Genomic DNA, 16,370 nt, shown 5'->3' on the forward strand with positions numbered 1-16,370 from the left:
TGGAGGGGAGTCCGAGGGGGCACGGGGATGGCAATGCACTGCAGCACGACGACCGGGGTTCTCGGGCCTCCGCCGGCACGTCCGAGGGGTTCACCGCGCGTGGTTCTCCTGACCCTCGGGGTGTCCCTCACTCTCCTCGCGGGGTGCGTGTCGCCCACCTCGGCGCAGACCCGTCACGCCCTGGCCTCCCCCGCCGGCGCTCCTCCGGGCATCGCCGCGCATGCTGCGAGCGAGGAGGCCCCGGGGAGGAACCCCACGGAGCCGACTAGGGCGAGGATGCGGGCCCGGACGCAGCCGGCACAGCAGCCCGCACAGCTGCCCGCACAGCAGCCCGCCGGCAGTCTCGCCAGGAATCCCGTAACGGACCGCCGCGAAGTCGTGGTGCCCGACATCCGCCGCACCGCCGTCCTCATCGGGGACTCACAGTCGGCCGGGACGGACAACTGGCCCCAGCTGGCCCTGCGCGAACTCGGGTACACCGTGCGGTTCGCCGGCGCCGGCGGCACCGGATTCATTGCCGCGAACGACGCCGGCGACGCGAACTACTACGACTCACTCACCCGCGGGAACTGGGTGCTGCCGCACGGGGATCCCGCACTCGTGGTCGTGCAGGGCGGAGGGAACGACGCCTCCCTAGGAGCATCGGACGGTGACATCCTCGCCGGCGCCAATGCCCTGGTGTTGGAACTCGGACGCACGTATCCGTCCTCACGCCTGGTGATGATCGGCACCCTGAGCCGGAGCGCCCAGGACGGCGGCGCGCGCCGGTACGAGGTCGACGCCCTGCTCGCCGACCTGGCCGACAAGCGCGGCATCCCCTTCGTGTCGGCCGGGGACTGGCTGACCACCCACCAGCTGGAGGCATTCCTCGCCGACGACGTGCATCTCGGTCCCGCAGGTCACCAGAGGGCGGCGGACGTGCTCGAGCAGGAATTGAGGGCACTGAAGCTGGGGGTCGCGCACACCTCCGTCGACCCGCTGCTCCACTGGCCCCGGGAACGCCGGCCCCTCGAGTAGCGGGCCGCTCGAGAAGCACAACCCCGCCGGGTCGTGGCCCACGACAACGCTAAGTCCGCTTATTGTTGAGCCATGAGTTTCAATGACAACGCCCGCTTCGATCCCTCCCGCGTCAGCGACCGGCGGGGACGGGGACGCGGCGCCGCCGTCGGGGGCGGTCTCGGTGGTGGCCTCCTCCTCATCCTGTCGCTGATCTTCGGGCCCGATGTCGTGAACCAGCTCGGTCTCGAGGAAGGCGCGGGGACCACGCAGCAACAGGACGGAGGTTCCGTCGACGCCATCAACGCATGCCAGACCGGCGCCGATGCGAACGAGCAGCTGGACTGCCGCATCCTCGGCACGGCGGAGAGCCTCGACAGTTTCTGGCAGCCCTACCTCGACCAGTTCGGCGTCACCTACACCCAGCCGAGCGTGGTGCTGTTCACGGGCAGCACCGATACCGGCTGCGGCACCGCGACCAGCGCCGTCGGACCGTTCTACTGCCCCACGGACCAGCAGACCTACTACGACACGGCGTTCTTCGACGACCTCGTCACGCGCTTCGGGTCCTCCAGCGGTCCGCTCGCCCAGGAGTACGTGGTGGCGCACGAGTTCGGGCACCACATCCAGAACCTGATCGGCACTCTCGGGGCCGCCCAGCAGGACCCGCAGGGAGCCGAGTCCGGCGCCGTCCGGGTGGAACTGCAGGCGGACTGCCTCGCCGGCATGTGGGCCGCGCACGCCACGTCCGTGCCGGACCCCGAGTCCGGTGAGCCGTTCCTCATCCCCTTCTCGACCACGGACCTCCAGGACGCCCTGTCCGCCGCATCGTCCGTGGGCGACGACCGCATCCAGGAAGCGGCCACGGGACGAGTGAACCCCGAGGGCTGGACGCACGGCTCCAGCGCGCAGCGGCAGGCCTGGTTCTCGCAGGGCTACGAGACCGGCGACCTGAGATCGTGCGACACCCTCGCCGCAGCCGACCTCGACAACCCCTGACCCACGTTCCCGCGGCACTGCTCGAGGACGGGAAGGAAGTCCCGTGAGTGACCGGCTCGCCGTCGTCGTCCCCGTCTTCAACGAACCCGACGTGGCCCGTGCCCTCGAGGCGCTGCGCCGACAGCGGGACAGCGCCCACCTCTCCGTCTACGTCGTGGACAACGGCTCCAGCGATGACACCGTCCAGCGGGTGGAACGCTTCGCCGCGGACCATCCGGACCTGGCCGTCAGGATCCTCTCGGAGCCCCAGAAAGGCACCGGGGCTGCCTGCGACACGGGGTTCCGGGCCGCGATCGCCGACGGCTTCACCGTGGTGGCCCGGACGGACGGGGACAGCGAGCCGGCGGAGGACTGGGCCGCCCGGATCCGTACCACGTTCTCCCGGGACGCCGCCGTGCAACTCCTGGGCGGCACCAGCCTCCCCCTGCGCGACCGGTACTACCGGTGGAGCGATGACCTGCTGATGTCCGGGGCCCTCCGGTTCCTGAGGATCCTGATGGCCGTCACCCACCTGGACCCCGCCTACCTGCGGTTCGTCGCCGGCCACAACATGGCGGTCCGCGCGTCCGCCTACGTCGCCACGGGCGGGTTCGAGCGGACGTCGATCGATCGGCGCGACGAGGACATCGACTTCTCCGTCCGGGTCTCCCACCGCCTCGGGTACGCCGCGGTGCGGATCGACCCGCAGCTGAAGGTGGCCACGTCGATGCGGCGCGTACGACGGTACGGGATCAGCATGATGGGCGTGCACCACCTCGTGCCGGCCCTGCGCGGAAAGCTCATCCGCACCATCGACGTGCGCTAGCGCGTCCTGCAGGAGTCGCTAGCCTGCACCGCTCGCCCGCACGCGGGCCACCGCGTCCTCGACGGCCGTCACCCGGCCCCGCTGTGCCCCCGAGACCAGCCGGACGGTGCGCCGGAAGGACGCGTCGTCCCCCGCCCCGGCCCGGAAGGCGGGCAGGTGCGCCAGGACGGCGGCGCGGCGCAGCTCCACGTCGTCCGCCGTCGCCCACCGCTCCAGGACCACGCGGGCCCGGACGCCGTCCTGTCCCGGAAGACGGAGCAGCAGGGGCCCGACGACGTCGACGGCCAGCGGGTCCACGAGGTCCTCGAGGTGCGCGGACCGGAGGAAGCCTTCGATGCGGGTCAGGTCGGAGTGGCGCAGGAGGCGCACCGATGACTGCAGCAGAACCACGGCTGCGAGGCGGCGCTCGAAGACCGGACTGGACCACAGCTCGGAGGCGAGGGCGGTGATGTCGTCGTGCCCGAGGTCCGGGTACCGGCGTCCCGCGTTGCGGATGGTGCCGCGCACGGCGCCCACCGACGCACCGTAGTACTCGAAACCGGTCCCGAGGCGCTGCTCGTAGTCCTCCGCACGCTCCTCCGAGCCCTCGTACCGGAGGGACTCGTCGATGAAGTCGGCGGGGTCGCTCATGGTGCTCCTGTCCTCAGGCTGTCAGTAGACGAAGATGTCGATCCACGCACGGTTGTGGGCGTGGAGGAGGACGAGGAACAGGACGAGGTCGAACAGCAGGTGGACGCAGACGATGTAGGAGAGGGAGCGCGTCCTCGTGAAGGTGAAGGCCTGCAGCAGGGCGAACGGGAAGATGAACACCGGCGCCCAGGCGTGGAAGCCGAGCTCCCAGAGGAAGGAGGTGAAGAGCACGGCCTGCAGCACGTTGGCCTGCGCCATGGGCAGGTGTCGACGCAGGAGCGCGAACACGGTGCAGACGAAGAAGAGCTCGTCCCAGATGCCGAGCCCGTTGGTGCCGACGAACAAGCGGACGACGTCGTCCGGTTCCGACGCCGCCGGCCAGTTGCGGTACACGCCGGTGGAGAGCATGTAGACGGGGAGCAGCGCGTACCCCATGACGACGACGGCGGGCAGGTACCACCTCTCGGCGCGGCTCCACCGCTGGCCGGTCCGGACCGGGAAGGTGATGGCACGGTCCCGGTAGGCGAAGCGGGAGACGGCGTAGGGGACGCCGACGGCGAGGATCATGGCCGTGCCCATGACGACCATGTGCACGGGACTGATGTCGGTAGTGATCGGGACCAGGCTCATGACCGCCACGCCGAATGCCACCAGCAGGAGGTCCCGGAACAGCACCCTGGAGACGAGGACGGCCAGCACGAGGGCCACCAGCAGCAGCGGATATCCGATCAGCGGCTGATGGAGCGCGAACAGGGTGAAGCCCGCGAGGGACACCAGTGCGGCCGGCACCAGCCCGAGCGACGGCGTGTTCCATGCGCCCTGCTGCCAGTCCCGGCCCGTTCGCGGAGAGCGCCCGGCCGGCAGGTCTGGCGCCGCCGGATGCCCGCGCTGCTCCACGTGACCATGCCCCTTCGTCGTCGTCCGCCTATTCTTTCGCCCGGTCGTCCCCCGGTCCACTGACCGCCCCGTCCGTACGGTGTTTCCCACCGCGCCCGGATTCCAGCGCGTGCAAGGCCGCACCGCAGGACGGCGACGCAGGGCCCGCGGTGCAAGACTGGGGTGATGCGTGAGCTCGTCATCCTCGGCACGGCGTCCCAGGTGCCCACCCGGACCCGCAACCACAACGGCTACTTCCTGCGGTGGGAGCGCGAGGGCATCCTGTTCGATCCCGGCGAGGGCACCCAGCGCCAGATGACCCTGGCCGGCGTCGCGGCGAGCCGCATCACCAGGATCTGCCTGACCCACGTCCACGGCGACCACTGCTTCGGCCTGCCCGGTGTGCTGTCCCGGATGGTGCTCGACGGCGTCGGCTCCCCCGTCGACCTCCACTACCCCGCGTCCGGCGAGGACGTGGTGCGCGCGCTGGTCTCCCTCGCGACGCCGGGGCTCGATCTGCGGCTCCGCCCCCACAGTGCGGCGGGACCGATCGCTCCCGGGATCGACGTGCAGCCGCTGCGCCACCGCATCGAAGCCTACGGCTACCGGGTGACCGAGCCCGACGGACGGACGTTCCTGCCCGAGCGCCTCGCGGCCTCCGGCATCGCCGGTCCGGATGTAGGACGCCTGCAGCGCGAGGGCAGCCTGGTCGGCGTGCGGCTGGAGGACGTGAGCATTCATCGCCCGGGGCGCCGTTTCGCCTTCGTCATGGACACGGCGGTGTGCGACGGCGCTGCCGCGCTCGCCGACGGCACGGACCTCCTGGTCATGGAGAGCACTTTCAGCAACGACGACGCCGCACTCGCCGACCAGTACCTCCACCTCACCGCGGGCCAGGCGGGTGCTCTAGCAGGCTCCGGCGGGGCGGGCACACTCGTGCTCACGCACTTCTCGTCCCGGTACGACGACGTCGCCGTGCTGGCGGATCAGGCGAGGGCAGCAGCAGGCGCCGCGGACGTCATCGCGGCCTCGGACCTGGACCGTATCGCGTTTCCTCCGCGCCGCGCTGCCGTCGCCTGAGCGGGCCCGTGCACGGGGAACGCGGTGGCAGCGGGGCCCCACGAGAGAACGGGCCTCCCCCGGTGCTCCCGGTTCAGCGGTAGCGCCGGGCATCGGCGGCTTCAGGAGCGAAGACACCCACCTGCAGGCCGACGACAGGAGCATGCCAGTTCGACGCCGCGTGTACCTGGCCGGTCAGCTGGGACCTGAGCCATCCGCTGAAGTCCCGCGTCGTACGGGTGCCGTCCATGACATCGGAGAGGGGGTAGCCCCCTGCCCGGGGCACCTGGACCTTCGTGCCGTCCAGGAACGACACGATCACCTTGACCCTGGCATGGGCACGCCCTTCCCGATCGGCCTGATCGGCCTCGTGCTGCAGGGCGGTCAGGGCATGGTCGAAGACGAGGGTCCCGCGATCGAAGGAGGGATGCGCCGGCCGTGCAACGGAGTGGAAGGCGACCCAGTGCAGTGGATGGACGTCGGAGACGACGGTGACTGCACCGATCTGCGCCCTGATCTGCAACCACACGAGATCATCGGGAACCCCGTTGAGCCCGGCGAGGACGGTCCGCACGTCGCACGCGTCCCAGAGCGAGGCGATCCGGTGATGAAGCGCAGGGACATCCGGACAGGTCACGACGAACCCATCCTCAGCCGCTTCAACATGGACCTTGAAGACCAGCATGTCCTACCGCCTACGGGCGCGGACGGCGCCCCTTGAGGTCGACAGTAAGGTCATAGCCAGGATTAGGCCAGCACTTTCAGGGAGGGTTCTGATGGACAGGAAGCCCGGCACATATGAACGCGCACTGGCGCTCCACGTCGCTGCCCGCGAGCTTGCTTCGTCCGGCACCGCCTTCGCCGTCCCCTCCGAAGGACCGGACGCCCTGGGGGAACTGGTGCACGTGCAGGAGAGGATCGCGCATGTGCTGGACCGGTTGGGGAGGTGGCATCAGCAGCTGCAGGCGGGCTCGCAGTATGCCGACGACAGGCAGAGCGTGGACGGCGTGCTCGAGGCGGCCTTCGAGCTGCAGACCGCCGCATGCCAGGCCGCCGAGCTGCATCGGACGCTGGTGCGGGCCCACCATGCGACCAGCCAGGTCCGCTGGTCCGACGCCGGCACGGCCGGCCAGTGACGCCGACCCGGCCATTCGCCCTTGTGTGCGCTGCATTCGAAGAATTCCGGTCGGCGGTCCGGGAGGGCGATATTCGCCCCGATCCCCGGTTCAGACGGTGAGAGTGGCTGTAGGGTTCCGGTATGACCGCCCTGGAATGGAAACTCGAAGTGATCGTCCTGCCCAGCAGCGACATCGACCGCTCGTTGACGTTCTACCGGGACCAGGTCGGTTTCGTCCTGGACCATGACGTGTCCCCCGCGCCGGGGGTCCGGATCGTCCAACTCACACCTAGGGGATCATCCTGCTCCGTGGTGGTCATGGAGGGAATGGGTTCCGATGGAAGCCCGCCCGTCTCCGGTCTCCAGCTCGTGGTGCGGGATGTCGAAGCAGCCCGCTCGGAGTTGCTGGAGCGGGGAATCGACGTCGCTCCCGTCACGAGGATGGGAGACGGCGACGCGTCCGCTTTCATCTACTTCTCGGATCCCGACGGCAACGGCTGGGCCGTGCAGGAGATCCGGAACCGCAGCGACTGGCTCAGTTAGCACAAGCCCTGCACGCACCGGGACTTCTCATCGAAAGGCCCTCGTCATGAAGCAGAACACGGACAGCACGACCGTTGCAGAGGTTCGGTCGGCGGACGGAACGCCGATCTCGTACGAGAGGACCGGAACCGGACCGAGCGTGGTCCTGGTGGACGGAGCGTTCTGCGGTCGCTCCTTCGGACCCGCGCGCAAGCTCGCCGGGGAACTGGCCTCGTCGTTCACCGTGTTCTTCTACGACCGTCGCGGCCGCGGCGGGAGCGGCGACACGAAACCCTATGCCGTGCAGCGGGAGATCGAGGACCTCGCTGCCGTCATGACCGCGGCCGGAGGAAATCCCTACGTGTACGCCATCTCCTCCGGCGCCGCGCTGGCGCTCGAAACGGCGGCCTCAGGTATCCCGATCCGTAAACTGGCGATTTTCGAAGCACCCTACACCGGCATCGGAAGAGCCGACGGGGTTCCCGTGGACCACGCGGCCCGCCTCGAGCAGATGCTCGCCGACAACAGGCGCGGAGCGATGGTGTCCTACTTCCTGGTCAGGATGATCGGCCTCCCGGCCTTCGTTCCGCTGATGCTGCACGTCATTCCCGGAGTCTGCAAATCCCAGACCGCAGCTGCCAACACGCTGCCGTACGAGACGAGGGTCACCAACAACTTCGATGCCCCGCTCGAGCGGCTGGCCACGATATCGGTGCCCACGCTGGTCATGGTCGGCGGAAAGGCAGCTCCCGCCATGGCCGCAGCCCAGCGGACGGTCGCGGAGACGATTCCGGGGGCCCAGCACCGTGTCCTCGACGGCCAGACCCACCAGGTCTCCGAGAAGGCGGTGGCACCGCACCTCATCGAGTTCTTCACAGACTGACGACGGCGGTCCTTTACGCCGGGCCTCGCCAACAATCGATTCCGGACGTTATGCTAAGCATGCTGATGAATTGGGATGATGTCTCATTCCTGTTCTCCGTTTCATGCAACAACCGAAGGAGTCGCTATGAGCACGAAGGTTGAAAAGAGAATCCTCGTCAACGTACCGGTGAGTGTGGCCTACAACCAGTGGACCCAGTTCGAGGAGTTCCCCCACTTCATGGGCGGGGTCAAATCGATCACGCAGCTCGATGACGAGCGCCAGACCTGGGTTGCCGAGATCGGCGGCGTGCGTCGCCAGTGGGAGGCCCGGATCCTGAAGCAGGTGCCGGACACGCGGGTGTCGTGGGCTGCGACGGAGGGTGCGACGAACGCTGGCTCTGTGTCCTTCGAGGACCTCGGCGGCGGGCAGACGCAGATCAACCTCGTGCTCGAGTACGAGCCGGAGGGCCTGGTCGAGAAGATCGGCGACAAGCTCAATGTCGTGGAGAACCAGGCCGAGGCTGACCTGGAACGCTTCAAGGCGTTCATCGAGGACGAGGGCTATGCGACAGGCGCCTGGCGTGGGTCCATAGGAGCCGGCTCCACCGTCGGTCAGCCCGGCGTTGACGCTGCTGCGGCCTCACGTGGGGACAGCGGTAAGGCCGGAGTGTCCGGCAAGGTCGCCGCGGGCGTCGGTCTCGCAGCTGCAGCAGCAGTCGCCGGTGTCGCCGCGAGCAAGAAGAACTCCGAGAAGACCGAGGACGTCTCAGCAGACGTCACCATCACCCCCGTCGATGGTGGCACCCCCGAGGTCTACACCGGCCCGGACGAGAGTCTCTCACCGGGCACCACGGAGACGCTCCGCCCTGTGGACGAGACCGACGCGTCCGTGACCGACAGGAACCGCACGACAGGCGGGGCGCTCTAACCCCAGGTCACCCGCGGCGAGCACGCACCGGTTGCTGCCGGGCTCCTTCTGCAGGAGCCCGGCAGTCCGGTGGTCGCCCGCCCGAGCTACCCACCCCCGGCGCCGTCCTGAGTCCCCCGGGCACGAGCCCCGTGGGACTCAGGACGGCTGTCCCAGTGTCAGGTCGGCGATCAGTGCCGAAGCGGCACAGTCCCGAATCCCGTTGATCCCCGCCACCGCGGTGTCCTTGTCGTCATAGGGTTCACTCGTCACCAGGGTGGCCCCGTCGTCCCCCGTGAGCCGGAACCGGAATTTCTCCCCGTCCTCGTGATAGATCTCGAATCGTCCTGCCACGTGTGCCTCCTCTGTCCTGAAGCACGGCCAGCCTGCCGGAACAGGTGACCGAGGGCCCCCGCGGAATGCGCGCCACCCCTTTAACACCTGCTGCCGTTCGTTTAGGCAACAGCAAACCCGTCCGTTCCCGCCCTTGTGACGCACGGCCTGATCCCCCCTTCCAGCGGGGCAGATCCGGACGGGCCGCGGCCGCCGCTGGACGCCTCGCCCAGTCCGGCCAGTGCTCCGCCCGGCTAGCGCGCCGACCGGGTGGCCGGGACGGGCGCGTCGTCGTCCGCCGTGATCAGGATGCTGCCCTCGGAGATCGATTCGGACAGTACGTCGTGTTCGACGGCGGTAGCGAGCGGCTTTTCGTGGACGAAGCACATCAGCACGGCGGCGATCAGCGCCAGCGGGACCATCCAGACGAAGATCGGGGTCAGGGCGTCGTTGTAGGAGGAGATGACGGCCTCCCTGATCGGCGCCGGCAGCTGGCCGACCAGGGCCGGGGTGAGTGAGTTCGATCCTCCCGGAGCCCCGCCCCCGGCGGCCGCGGCGGGCAGCCTTTCGACCAGCAGGTCGGCCAGCCGGTGGGCGAAGAGGCTTCCGACGACTGCCGAGCCCAGCGTCGCGCCGATCTGGCGGAAGAAGTTGTTCGACGCGGTAGCGGTACCCACCTCGCGGAGCGGGAACGAGTTCTGCACGATCAGCACCATGATCTGCATGCTCAGGCCCAGCCCGAGGCCCATGACGGCCAGATAGGCGCAGATCTCCCAGAGCGGCGACCCGGGCTTCAGGGTGGAGAGCAGCACCAGGGCGACGGCGACCAGCACGCCGCCGGCGATGGGCATCCACTTGTAGCGGCCGGTGCGGCTGACCAGCTGGCCCGAGACCACCGATGCCACCAGGAGTGCGCCCATCATCGGGATCATGAGCAGGCCGGACTTGGTCGCGTTGACGCTGAAAGCCATCTGGAGGTACGTCGGCAGGTAGCCGATCGCCCCGAACATGGCCACCCCGATGAAGAGACCGGCAATCGTGGCGAGGTTGAAGTTGAGGTCCCTGAACAGGTGCAGCGGAATGATCGGCTCGGCGGTCCGTCGCTCCACGAGCACGAACGCGACGGCGCCGAGGACCGTGCCGGCGATGAGCCCGAGGATGATCGGGTCGCTCCACGCGTACTTGCTGCCGCCCCAGGTGGCGAAGAGCACCAGGCAGGTCGTCGTGATCGCCAGCAGCACCATGCCGCCCAGGTCGAGGCGGGGCCTGCCGGAGTGCCGAGGCAGCTTGAGGAAGAACACGGCACCAGCCAGTGCCAGCAGCCCCAGGGGGATGTTGATCCAGAACACCCACCGCCAGCCGGGCCCCTCGGTGAACCAGCCGCCCAGCAAGGGGCCGGCGACCGAGGCGATGGCGAAGACGCCGCCCATCATTCCCATGTACTTGCCGCGTTCCCGAGGCGGAACGACGTCGGCGATGACCGCCTGCGACAGGATCATCAGACCGCCGCCGCCGAGGCCCTGGATGACGCGGGCCGTGATGAGCACGGCCATGTCGTTCGCCAGGGCGCCCACGACCGAACCGATCATGAACAGCACGATGGCGGCCATCAGCAGGGCCCTGCGTCCCATCAGGTCCCCGAGCTTGCCGTAGATGGGCATGGTCACCGTCGAGGCGAGGATGAACGCGGTGATGACCCACAGCATCTCGTCGACACCGTGGAGTTCGCCCACGATCGTGGGCAGCGCCGTGCTCAGCACGGTCTGGTTGAGCGCGGCCAGGAGCATCGAGAGCATCAGGCCGATGAAGAGCAGCACCATGTGCTGTTTTCCTTCGGCCGGTGCCGCGGCGGGGACGGCTGGAGGTGTCATAGAAGTTTCCTTTGTACGGAATGGAAAAGTGCGAGAGCGGGCCCGAGATCCTCGGGCGCCAGGCCGGCTGCGGGGCTGTAGGCGCCGGAAGCGACGGTGAAGCGCAAGGGAATGGCGGCGGTCATGACGGTGATGCGGGCGACGTCGTCCACGCCACTCTCCTCCATCCCCGCGACCCACTCCGGATTGTCGGCCAGCAGGCCGGCCAGAGCGCCGCGCACCAGGGTCTCGGCCTCGTTCATGCGCTCGATCAGGCGGTGGATCAGGTGGGGGTACTGCCGGGTCAGCTCACGGCGCCGGACCTGGTCCACCCCCTCGTGTGAACTGCCCGCGACCGCCAGGAGGAGGCGCGAGACCTGGCCCAGCACGTCCCCCGCGAAGGAAAAACCCTCCAGCAGCACCGGATCCAGCACGGGGGCCCGCAGGCCTAGCACAGCATCCTCCTTGGACGGGAAGTAATTGAAGAAGGTGCGCTGTGACACGCCGGCCCGCTCGGTGATGGACTCGATGGTGGAGCTTTCCAGACCCCGCTCCAGGACCGATGCGACGGCTGCATGATGGAGGGCCAGCCATGTTTCTGCTTTCTGGCGCTCCCGCAGCGACGGGGCGGAGCTATCGGTCATGCCCTTATTCTTGCGCAACTGCAAATGGTGCACAAATGCACCGGACGCTGGTGCTCCACCGGATCGTCTCCGAGCAGACGGTGCAGCGGTTCGGGCTCACCGCAGTGGAGCAGCTGACCTGCGGCTGCCACGTGCACGTGGAGATCGAGTCGGAGGAGGAAGGCGTGGCCGTCCCTGACCGCATCCGGGTGTGGCTCCCGCCCCTCCTGGCCATCACCGCCAATTCGCCGTACTGGAACGCCGCCGACTCGGGGTTCGCCAGCTATCGTTTCCAGGCCTGGAACAGATGGCCGACCGCGGGGCCGTGCGAGGTCTTCGGGTCCGCGAAGGCGTACCACGCACAGGTGCGGGAGATCCTGGGCTCCGGCGTCCCCCCTCGACGGCCTCGGCTCCCCTGCCTGCGGGGCCCGATTACGTGACGGCTCCCCCGAAGTACACCTCGACCTCGCACATCATGCCGTCCCGTACCCGGATCGCCTCCATGTTGCGGTAGGTGCGGCCGGCGACGTCGTACTCGTACCGGTGCAGGACGATGCCGTCGACGTCGATGATCTGCAGGATCCGGGCCGGCCCGTCGAAATGGCCCGCCGACGGGAAGCACCGCTCCAGCCAGGCACTCCTGTCGATGTGGTCGTCCTGGGGACTGGTGAAGACGAAGTCGTCGGCCATCATCGACTCGGCGACGTCCCGCTCCTGCTGATGGAACGCGCGCATGAATCGGAGAACCGCCTCACGGCGTGGAAGCACCATGTACTGATCCTGACCATGCCACCGGCGGCTGTCCAGACCAGCGCCCCCGGACAACCGGAGTCCACTCGGGGTCCCGGTGCCGGCGTCGTCGTCCCAGGCGCGGCTGGACGGCCGCGGCGCCTGTCAGGTGACGGGGTCCAGCAGCAGGACGAGGTGGTCACCGACATCGAGCGAGGTGGTGAGATCGCCCTCGGCGACGAGGTCGCCGGGTTCCACCTCGTCCGCGGCCGACACGATCACGCGTCCGCCCTTGTTGACGAGCGTCGCCGTGGGTCCGAGGGCGGTCAGCGATCCCAGCAGCATCCTTTCGAGTGACTGCACCGAGATGTCCGCCCCGACGATTCCCGCAACGGGTCCGCCTGCCTGGAGGACGACGGGGTGCGTGAAGGTCATGACGTACTCGTCCGTGCACAGGAAATCGATGTAGGGGCCCGTGGCATGCGGTTCCCCGGTCTCGAAGGGAACACGGAACCACTCCGCCCTGAGGTAACGGTCCATGGAGCTCGTGCTGAAGTTGGCGAGGGCGTCGACCCGTTCGAGGTCCGGGCCCTGCCACCAGGCGATGTAGCTTCGGTCGGCTGCGACCAGGCCGGACCCCGCGATGAATCCCGCCCCGGTGATGTAGCGGTCGGCGTCGCCCAGCATCGCCTCGACGGCAGGGAGGGCGAGGGCATCGATGGCAGATCCGTGGACCTTGCCCCGGACGTCGGCCAGGTGGTGCCCCAACTCGACGGCCCAGGCGGCCAGACCGGACTGCACGCCATCGATCCGTGCGCGGATCCGCGTCACCGCGGGCAGCAGCTCCGTCGTCACGTCCTCACCCTTTCGTCATCGGAAGCTCACGTGCCCTCCGCCTGAGTAGCCAGGAAACCATCGAATGGATGAGGTCCCTGGTCGCGTTCTGGGCGGCGAGGACATCTCCCTCACCGATGGCCCCTGCCACCTCGTTCCTGTGCTCCACCGAGGACTCACGGAAGACGTCGTCGGTGTAGGGCAGTACCGTGAGCGTCCCGAGGTCCGCCTGCATGCGGACCAACTCCCTGCCGAGGCGGGCCGAACGGGCAATGGCACCGACCTCCAGCATGAATTCCGAATCGACCAGGCGCCAGGACAGCAGCGTGTCCTCGTGCGGGCGCAGGTATTGGTGCAGGCGGTGCAGGTCGGCGGCATCGGCGCGACGCGCAGCGATGCCCGCGCAGGCCGAGGCGATGGCCTCGTAGTGCAACCCGAGGTCGTTGATCTGCAGTCGCGTCGTCGCCTGCAGGTTCTGGAGCGCCAGGTCCGTGGAGGGCAGGTAGCCGTCGATGATGAAGCTGCCCCCGTTGCGGCCGCGGACCGTCGTGATCAGCCCGCGCTCGCGGAGGATGGACAGCGCCTCCCGCGCGGTGACGGGAGAGACTCCGAGGGCCGCTGCGAGCTCGACTTCCCGCGGCAGCCGCTGGCCGCCCCTCAGAAGGCCCGTCTCGAGCGCCTGCTCGATCCGCCGGGTGACCTCTTCCGCGAGGCCTCCGGTCCTGATCGGTGCGAAGACGGCCGATAAGCCCCTCGACGACGCCCGATGATGGTCCATGGCTTCACTGTAACGAGAAGTTAACACACTCGTATATACATAATAGATATGAAGTTATAGTCTTTCTCGGACGCCTTGCTTGTGACGGGCTTCACACGGAAGCAGCCGCCTCGGCAGCAGAGAAAGGGCCTCGGATGACCTCGGCAGCCATGCCTCAGACCTCGCGCAGGAAGACTGCGCCTGCAGGGCCGGCCATCCGGCTCGTAGGCCTTTCCAAGCGGTTCGGCGAGACGACCGCCGTGGACTCCGTGGACCTCGAGATTCGGTCCGGGGAGTTCTTCTCCATGCTCGGCCCCTCGGGATCGGGAAAGACGACAGTCCTCCGGCTGATCGCCGGCTTCGAACTGCCGACCGCAGGAGTCATCGAACTCGAGGGCAAGGACGTGTCCGCGCGGGCCCCTTTCGAGCGGGATGTGAACACCGTCTTCCAGGACTATGCCCTCTTCCCGCACATGAGCCTGCTGGAGAACGTGGCGTATGGACTGAGGGTCCGGGGCGTGAACAAGGCGGTCCGCAGGCAGCGGGCGGCGGAAGCACTGGAGCAGGTCCAGCTCGGGAGTTTCCTCGACCGGCGCCCGTCCCAGTTGTCGGGTGGCCAGCGGCAGCGGGTCGCCCTGGCCCGGGCGCTGGTCGTACGGCCGAAAGTGCTCCTGCTGGATGAACCCCTGGGTGCACTCGACCTCAAGCTGCGCCAGCAGATGCAGGTCGAGCTGAAGGAGCTGCAGCAGGAGCTCGGCATCACCTTCATCTTCGTCACCCACGACCAGGAGGAAGCGCTCACGATGAGCGACCGCATCGGGGTGTTCAACAAGGGCCGGATCGAGCAGGTCGGTACTCCCGAGGAGATCTACGAACGGCCCAACGGAACATTCGTGGCCAACTTCGTCGGGACGTCCAACATCTTCCCCGGCACCCTGGCCCGGTCCCTCTACGGCCGGGACGACCGGTTCTCCGTGCGGCCCGAGCGCATCCAGTTACGCACCCTCCCCCCGGAGGGGCCCGGGACGGGGATCGCAATGACGGTCACCGCCCTGGTCTACCTGGGCCACGCCACGCAGGTCCGGGGCACCCTCGACGACGGGACGACCGCCGTCGCACTCATCCCCGTGACCGCCGGCAGAGGCGGAGACTTCGCCGTCGGCCAGCCGGCAGTCCTGTCCTGGAACCAGCAGGACGTCGTCTGGCTCCCGCCGGCATCCTGACCCACCCCCTCCTCCCCAACCCGAAAGGCACCTTCATGGCACGCACCCAGTCATCCCTGCCCCTTCTCTGCCTCACGACGGCGACCCTGCTCGCCCTCACCGCCTGCGGCACCAGCAACGGCTCCACCGAGGGCCAGGGATCCGCCCCCGAACTCACGGCGCAGTCCGAGGTCGGCGAGGGCGAAGGCAGCCTCTCGATCCTTGCGTGGCCCGGCTACGTCGAGGACGGCACCAATGATCCGGCCGTCGACTGGGTGTCCTCGTTCGAGGAGGAGACGGGCTGCATGGTCGATTTCAAGCCCTTCGGCACCTCGGACGAGGCCGTGACGCTGATGCGGAGCGGACAGTACGACGTCGTCTCCGCGTCGGGCGACGCGTCGCTGCGGCTCATCGCCGGCGGCGATGTGGAACCCGTGAACGTGGACCTGGTCGAAAGCTACGAGGGGATCTACCCCTTCCTGAAGGACCAGCTCTGGAACACCGTCGACGGCGTCAACTACGGCGTTCCCCACGGCTGGGGAGCGAACGTGCTGATGTACCGGGCGGACCAGGTGACACCTGCCCCCACCTCCTGGCGGAGCGTCTTCGACGACGCCGAACAGAACTCCGGGAAAGTCACCGCCTACGACTCCCCCATCTACATCGCGGACGCGGCCGTCTACCTGATGGCCCACAATCCCGACCTCGGCATCACCAACCCCTACGCGCTCGACGCCGATCAGCTGGCCGCTGCCGTCGACCTCCTCAAGGCCCAGCGCGAGCACGTCGGCGAATACTGGTCCGACGTCGTCAAGGAAGTGCAGTCCTTCGCCAGCGGCAGCAGTGTCATCGGCACCACCTGGCAGGTGGGCGCGAACATCGCGCAGGCCGACGGCGCCGATGTGAAGACGGTGCTGCCGGAAGAGGGTGCCACCGGCTGGTCCGACACCTGGATGATCGGCGCCGAGTCCGAGCACAAGAACTGCGCCTACAAGTGGCTCGACCACATCGCCAGCCCCGAGATCAACGCGCAGGTGGCCGAGTACTTCGGAGAATCACCGGCTACCCCCGCCGCCTGCGAGCTGACCAAGGACACGTCGCACTGCGAGACCTACCACTCCGGCGATGAGGACTACGCGAGCCAGATCTGGTACTGGACCACGCCCGTGGCCGACTGCATCGACGGCCGCACGGATGTCGAGTGCACCGACTACTCCGAGTGGACCAAGGCCTGGACCGAAATCAAGGGCTGACCCCGAACGACGAC

20 protein-coding genes are annotated in these 16,370 nt (G+C 68.4%); 11 read left to right on the plus strand and 9 right to left on the minus strand.

Annotated features, from left to right (window positions below):
- Positions 1–99 precede the first annotated feature (99 nt).
- From ACX80I_RS08090 to ACX80I_RS08100, 3 genes are all read left to right on the plus strand, one after another.
- Entirely contained in the window at positions 100–1,017 is a 918-nt protein-coding gene (locus ACX80I_RS08090) for an SGNH/GDSL hydrolase family protein (protein ID WP_459344601.1), read from the plus strand.
- A 72-nt stretch (positions 1,018–1,089) separates the two neighbouring features.
- On the plus strand, positions 1,090–1,995 hold the full coding sequence (gene ypfJ, locus ACX80I_RS08095; protein ID WP_459344602.1) for a KPN_02809 family neutral zinc metallopeptidase: 906 nt from the start codon (positions 1,090–1,092) through the stop codon (positions 1,993–1,995).
- Positions 1,996–2,038: 43 nt separating this feature from the next.
- Entirely contained in the window at positions 2,039–2,800 is a 762-nt protein-coding gene (locus ACX80I_RS08100; RefSeq protein WP_459344603.1) for a glycosyltransferase family 2 protein, read from the plus strand.
- 18 nt (positions 2,801–2,818) lie between these two features.
- Here ACX80I_RS08100 and ACX80I_RS08105 read toward each other — a convergent pair whose 3' ends face one another.
- Both ACX80I_RS08105 and ACX80I_RS08110 read right to left on the minus strand, forming a co-directional pair.
- A complete protein-coding gene (locus ACX80I_RS08105) occupies positions 2,819–3,430 on the minus strand; it encodes a DNA alkylation repair protein (RefSeq protein WP_459344604.1) in 612 nt (203 codons plus the stop codon).
- Between the two features lie 21 nt (positions 3,431–3,451).
- On the minus strand, positions 3,452–4,222 hold the full coding sequence (locus ACX80I_RS08110) for a CPBP family glutamic-type intramembrane protease (RefSeq protein ID WP_459344749.1): 771 nt from the start codon (positions 4,220–4,222) through the stop codon (positions 3,452–3,454).
- Positions 4,223–4,492: 270 nt separating this feature from the next.
- On the opposite strand from ACX80I_RS08110, the gene ACX80I_RS08115 reads away from it, so the two are divergent.
- The gene (locus ACX80I_RS08115) at positions 4,493–5,386 is read left to right on the plus strand and encodes a ribonuclease Z (RefSeq protein WP_459344605.1); all 894 of its coding nucleotides are present in this window, start codon (positions 4,493–4,495) and stop codon (positions 5,384–5,386) included.
- A gap of 73 nt (positions 5,387–5,459) precedes the next feature.
- Here ACX80I_RS08115 and ACX80I_RS08120 read toward each other — a convergent pair whose 3' ends face one another.
- Positions 5,460–6,050, minus strand: coding sequence for a hypothetical protein (locus ACX80I_RS08120; protein ID WP_459344606.1), 591 nt, complete (start codon positions 6,048–6,050; stop codon positions 5,460–5,462).
- A gap of 91 nt (positions 6,051–6,141) precedes the next feature.
- Between ACX80I_RS08120 and ACX80I_RS08125 the strand changes: the two genes are divergently transcribed.
- The 4 genes from ACX80I_RS08125 (at position 6,142) to ACX80I_RS08140 (ending at position 8,796) form a co-directional block, all read left to right on the plus strand.
- The gene (locus ACX80I_RS08125; protein ID WP_459344607.1) at positions 6,142–6,501 is read left to right on the plus strand and encodes a hypothetical protein; all 360 of its coding nucleotides are present in this window, start codon (positions 6,142–6,144) and stop codon (positions 6,499–6,501) included.
- A gap of 122 nt (positions 6,502–6,623) precedes the next feature.
- Positions 6,624–7,025: a VOC family protein gene (locus ACX80I_RS08130; RefSeq protein ID WP_459344608.1), complete on the plus strand. Its 402-nt coding sequence runs from the start codon at positions 6,624–6,626 to the stop codon at positions 7,023–7,025.
- A 46-nt stretch (positions 7,026–7,071) separates the two neighbouring features.
- Positions 7,072–7,887 carry an alpha/beta fold hydrolase gene (locus ACX80I_RS08135; RefSeq protein ID WP_459344609.1) on the plus strand — a complete coding sequence of 272 codons (816 nt, stop codon included), beginning with the start codon at positions 7,072–7,074 and terminating at the stop codon, positions 7,885–7,887.
- A gap of 126 nt (positions 7,888–8,013) precedes the next feature.
- Positions 8,014–8,796, plus strand: a complete 783-nt coding sequence (locus ACX80I_RS08140) for an SRPBCC family protein (RefSeq protein ID WP_459344610.1) — start codon at positions 8,014–8,016, stop codon at positions 8,794–8,796.
- A 138-nt stretch (positions 8,797–8,934) separates the two neighbouring features.
- Here ACX80I_RS08140 and ACX80I_RS08145 read toward each other — a convergent pair whose 3' ends face one another.
- The 3 genes from ACX80I_RS08145 to ACX80I_RS08155 form a co-directional block, all read right to left on the minus strand.
- The gene (locus ACX80I_RS08145; protein WP_459344611.1) at positions 8,935–9,129 is read right to left on the minus strand and encodes a YegP family protein; all 195 of its coding nucleotides are present in this window, start codon (positions 9,127–9,129) and stop codon (positions 8,935–8,937) included.
- 233 nt (positions 9,130–9,362) lie between these two features.
- Positions 9,363–10,979 carry an MDR family MFS transporter gene (locus ACX80I_RS08150; RefSeq protein WP_459344612.1) on the minus strand — a complete coding sequence of 539 codons (1,617 nt, stop codon included), beginning with the start codon at positions 10,977–10,979 and terminating at the stop codon, positions 9,363–9,365.
- The gene (locus ACX80I_RS08155; protein ID WP_459344613.1) at positions 10,976–11,602 is read right to left on the minus strand and encodes a TetR/AcrR family transcriptional regulator; all 627 of its coding nucleotides are present in this window, start codon (positions 11,600–11,602) and stop codon (positions 10,976–10,978) included. The genes ACX80I_RS08150 and ACX80I_RS08155 overlap by 4 nt, the downstream gene beginning before the upstream one ends.
- Positions 11,603–11,637: 35 nt before the next feature.
- On the opposite strand from ACX80I_RS08155, the gene ACX80I_RS08160 reads away from it, so the two are divergent.
- Positions 11,638–12,021, plus strand: coding sequence for a glutamate-cysteine ligase family protein (locus ACX80I_RS08160; RefSeq protein WP_459344614.1), 384 nt, complete (start codon positions 11,638–11,640; stop codon positions 12,019–12,021).
- Here ACX80I_RS08160 and ACX80I_RS08165 read toward each other — a convergent pair.
- From ACX80I_RS08165 to ACX80I_RS08175, 3 genes are all read right to left on the minus strand, one after another.
- On the minus strand, positions 12,014–12,352 hold the full coding sequence (locus ACX80I_RS08165) for a DUF4440 domain-containing protein (protein WP_459344615.1): 339 nt from the start codon (positions 12,350–12,352) through the stop codon (positions 12,014–12,016). The genes ACX80I_RS08160 and ACX80I_RS08165 overlap by 8 nt on opposite strands.
- Positions 12,353–12,475: 123 nt before the next feature.
- Positions 12,476–13,165: a cache domain-containing protein gene (locus ACX80I_RS08170; RefSeq protein ID WP_459344616.1), complete on the minus strand. Its 690-nt coding sequence runs from the start codon at positions 13,163–13,165 to the stop codon at positions 12,476–12,478.
- Positions 13,166–13,169: 4 nt separating this feature from the next.
- Complete coding sequence (locus ACX80I_RS08175; protein ID WP_459344617.1) at positions 13,170–13,922, minus strand: FadR/GntR family transcriptional regulator; 753 nt, start codon at positions 13,920–13,922, stop codon at positions 13,170–13,172.
- Positions 13,923–14,056: 134 nt separating this feature from the next.
- Between ACX80I_RS08175 and ACX80I_RS08180 the strand changes: the two genes are divergently transcribed.
- The gene (locus ACX80I_RS08180; RefSeq protein WP_459344618.1) at positions 14,057–15,124 is read left to right on the plus strand and encodes an ABC transporter ATP-binding protein; all 1,068 of its coding nucleotides are present in this window, start codon (positions 14,057–14,059) and stop codon (positions 15,122–15,124) included.
- A 35-nt stretch (positions 15,125–15,159) separates the two neighbouring features.
- A complete protein-coding gene (locus ACX80I_RS08185; RefSeq protein ID WP_459344619.1) occupies positions 15,160–16,356 on the plus strand; it encodes an ABC transporter substrate-binding protein in 1,197 nt (398 codons plus the stop codon).
- Positions 16,357–16,370 lie beyond the last annotated feature (14 nt).

This window comes from Arthrobacter rhamnosi (assembly GCF_054510855.1).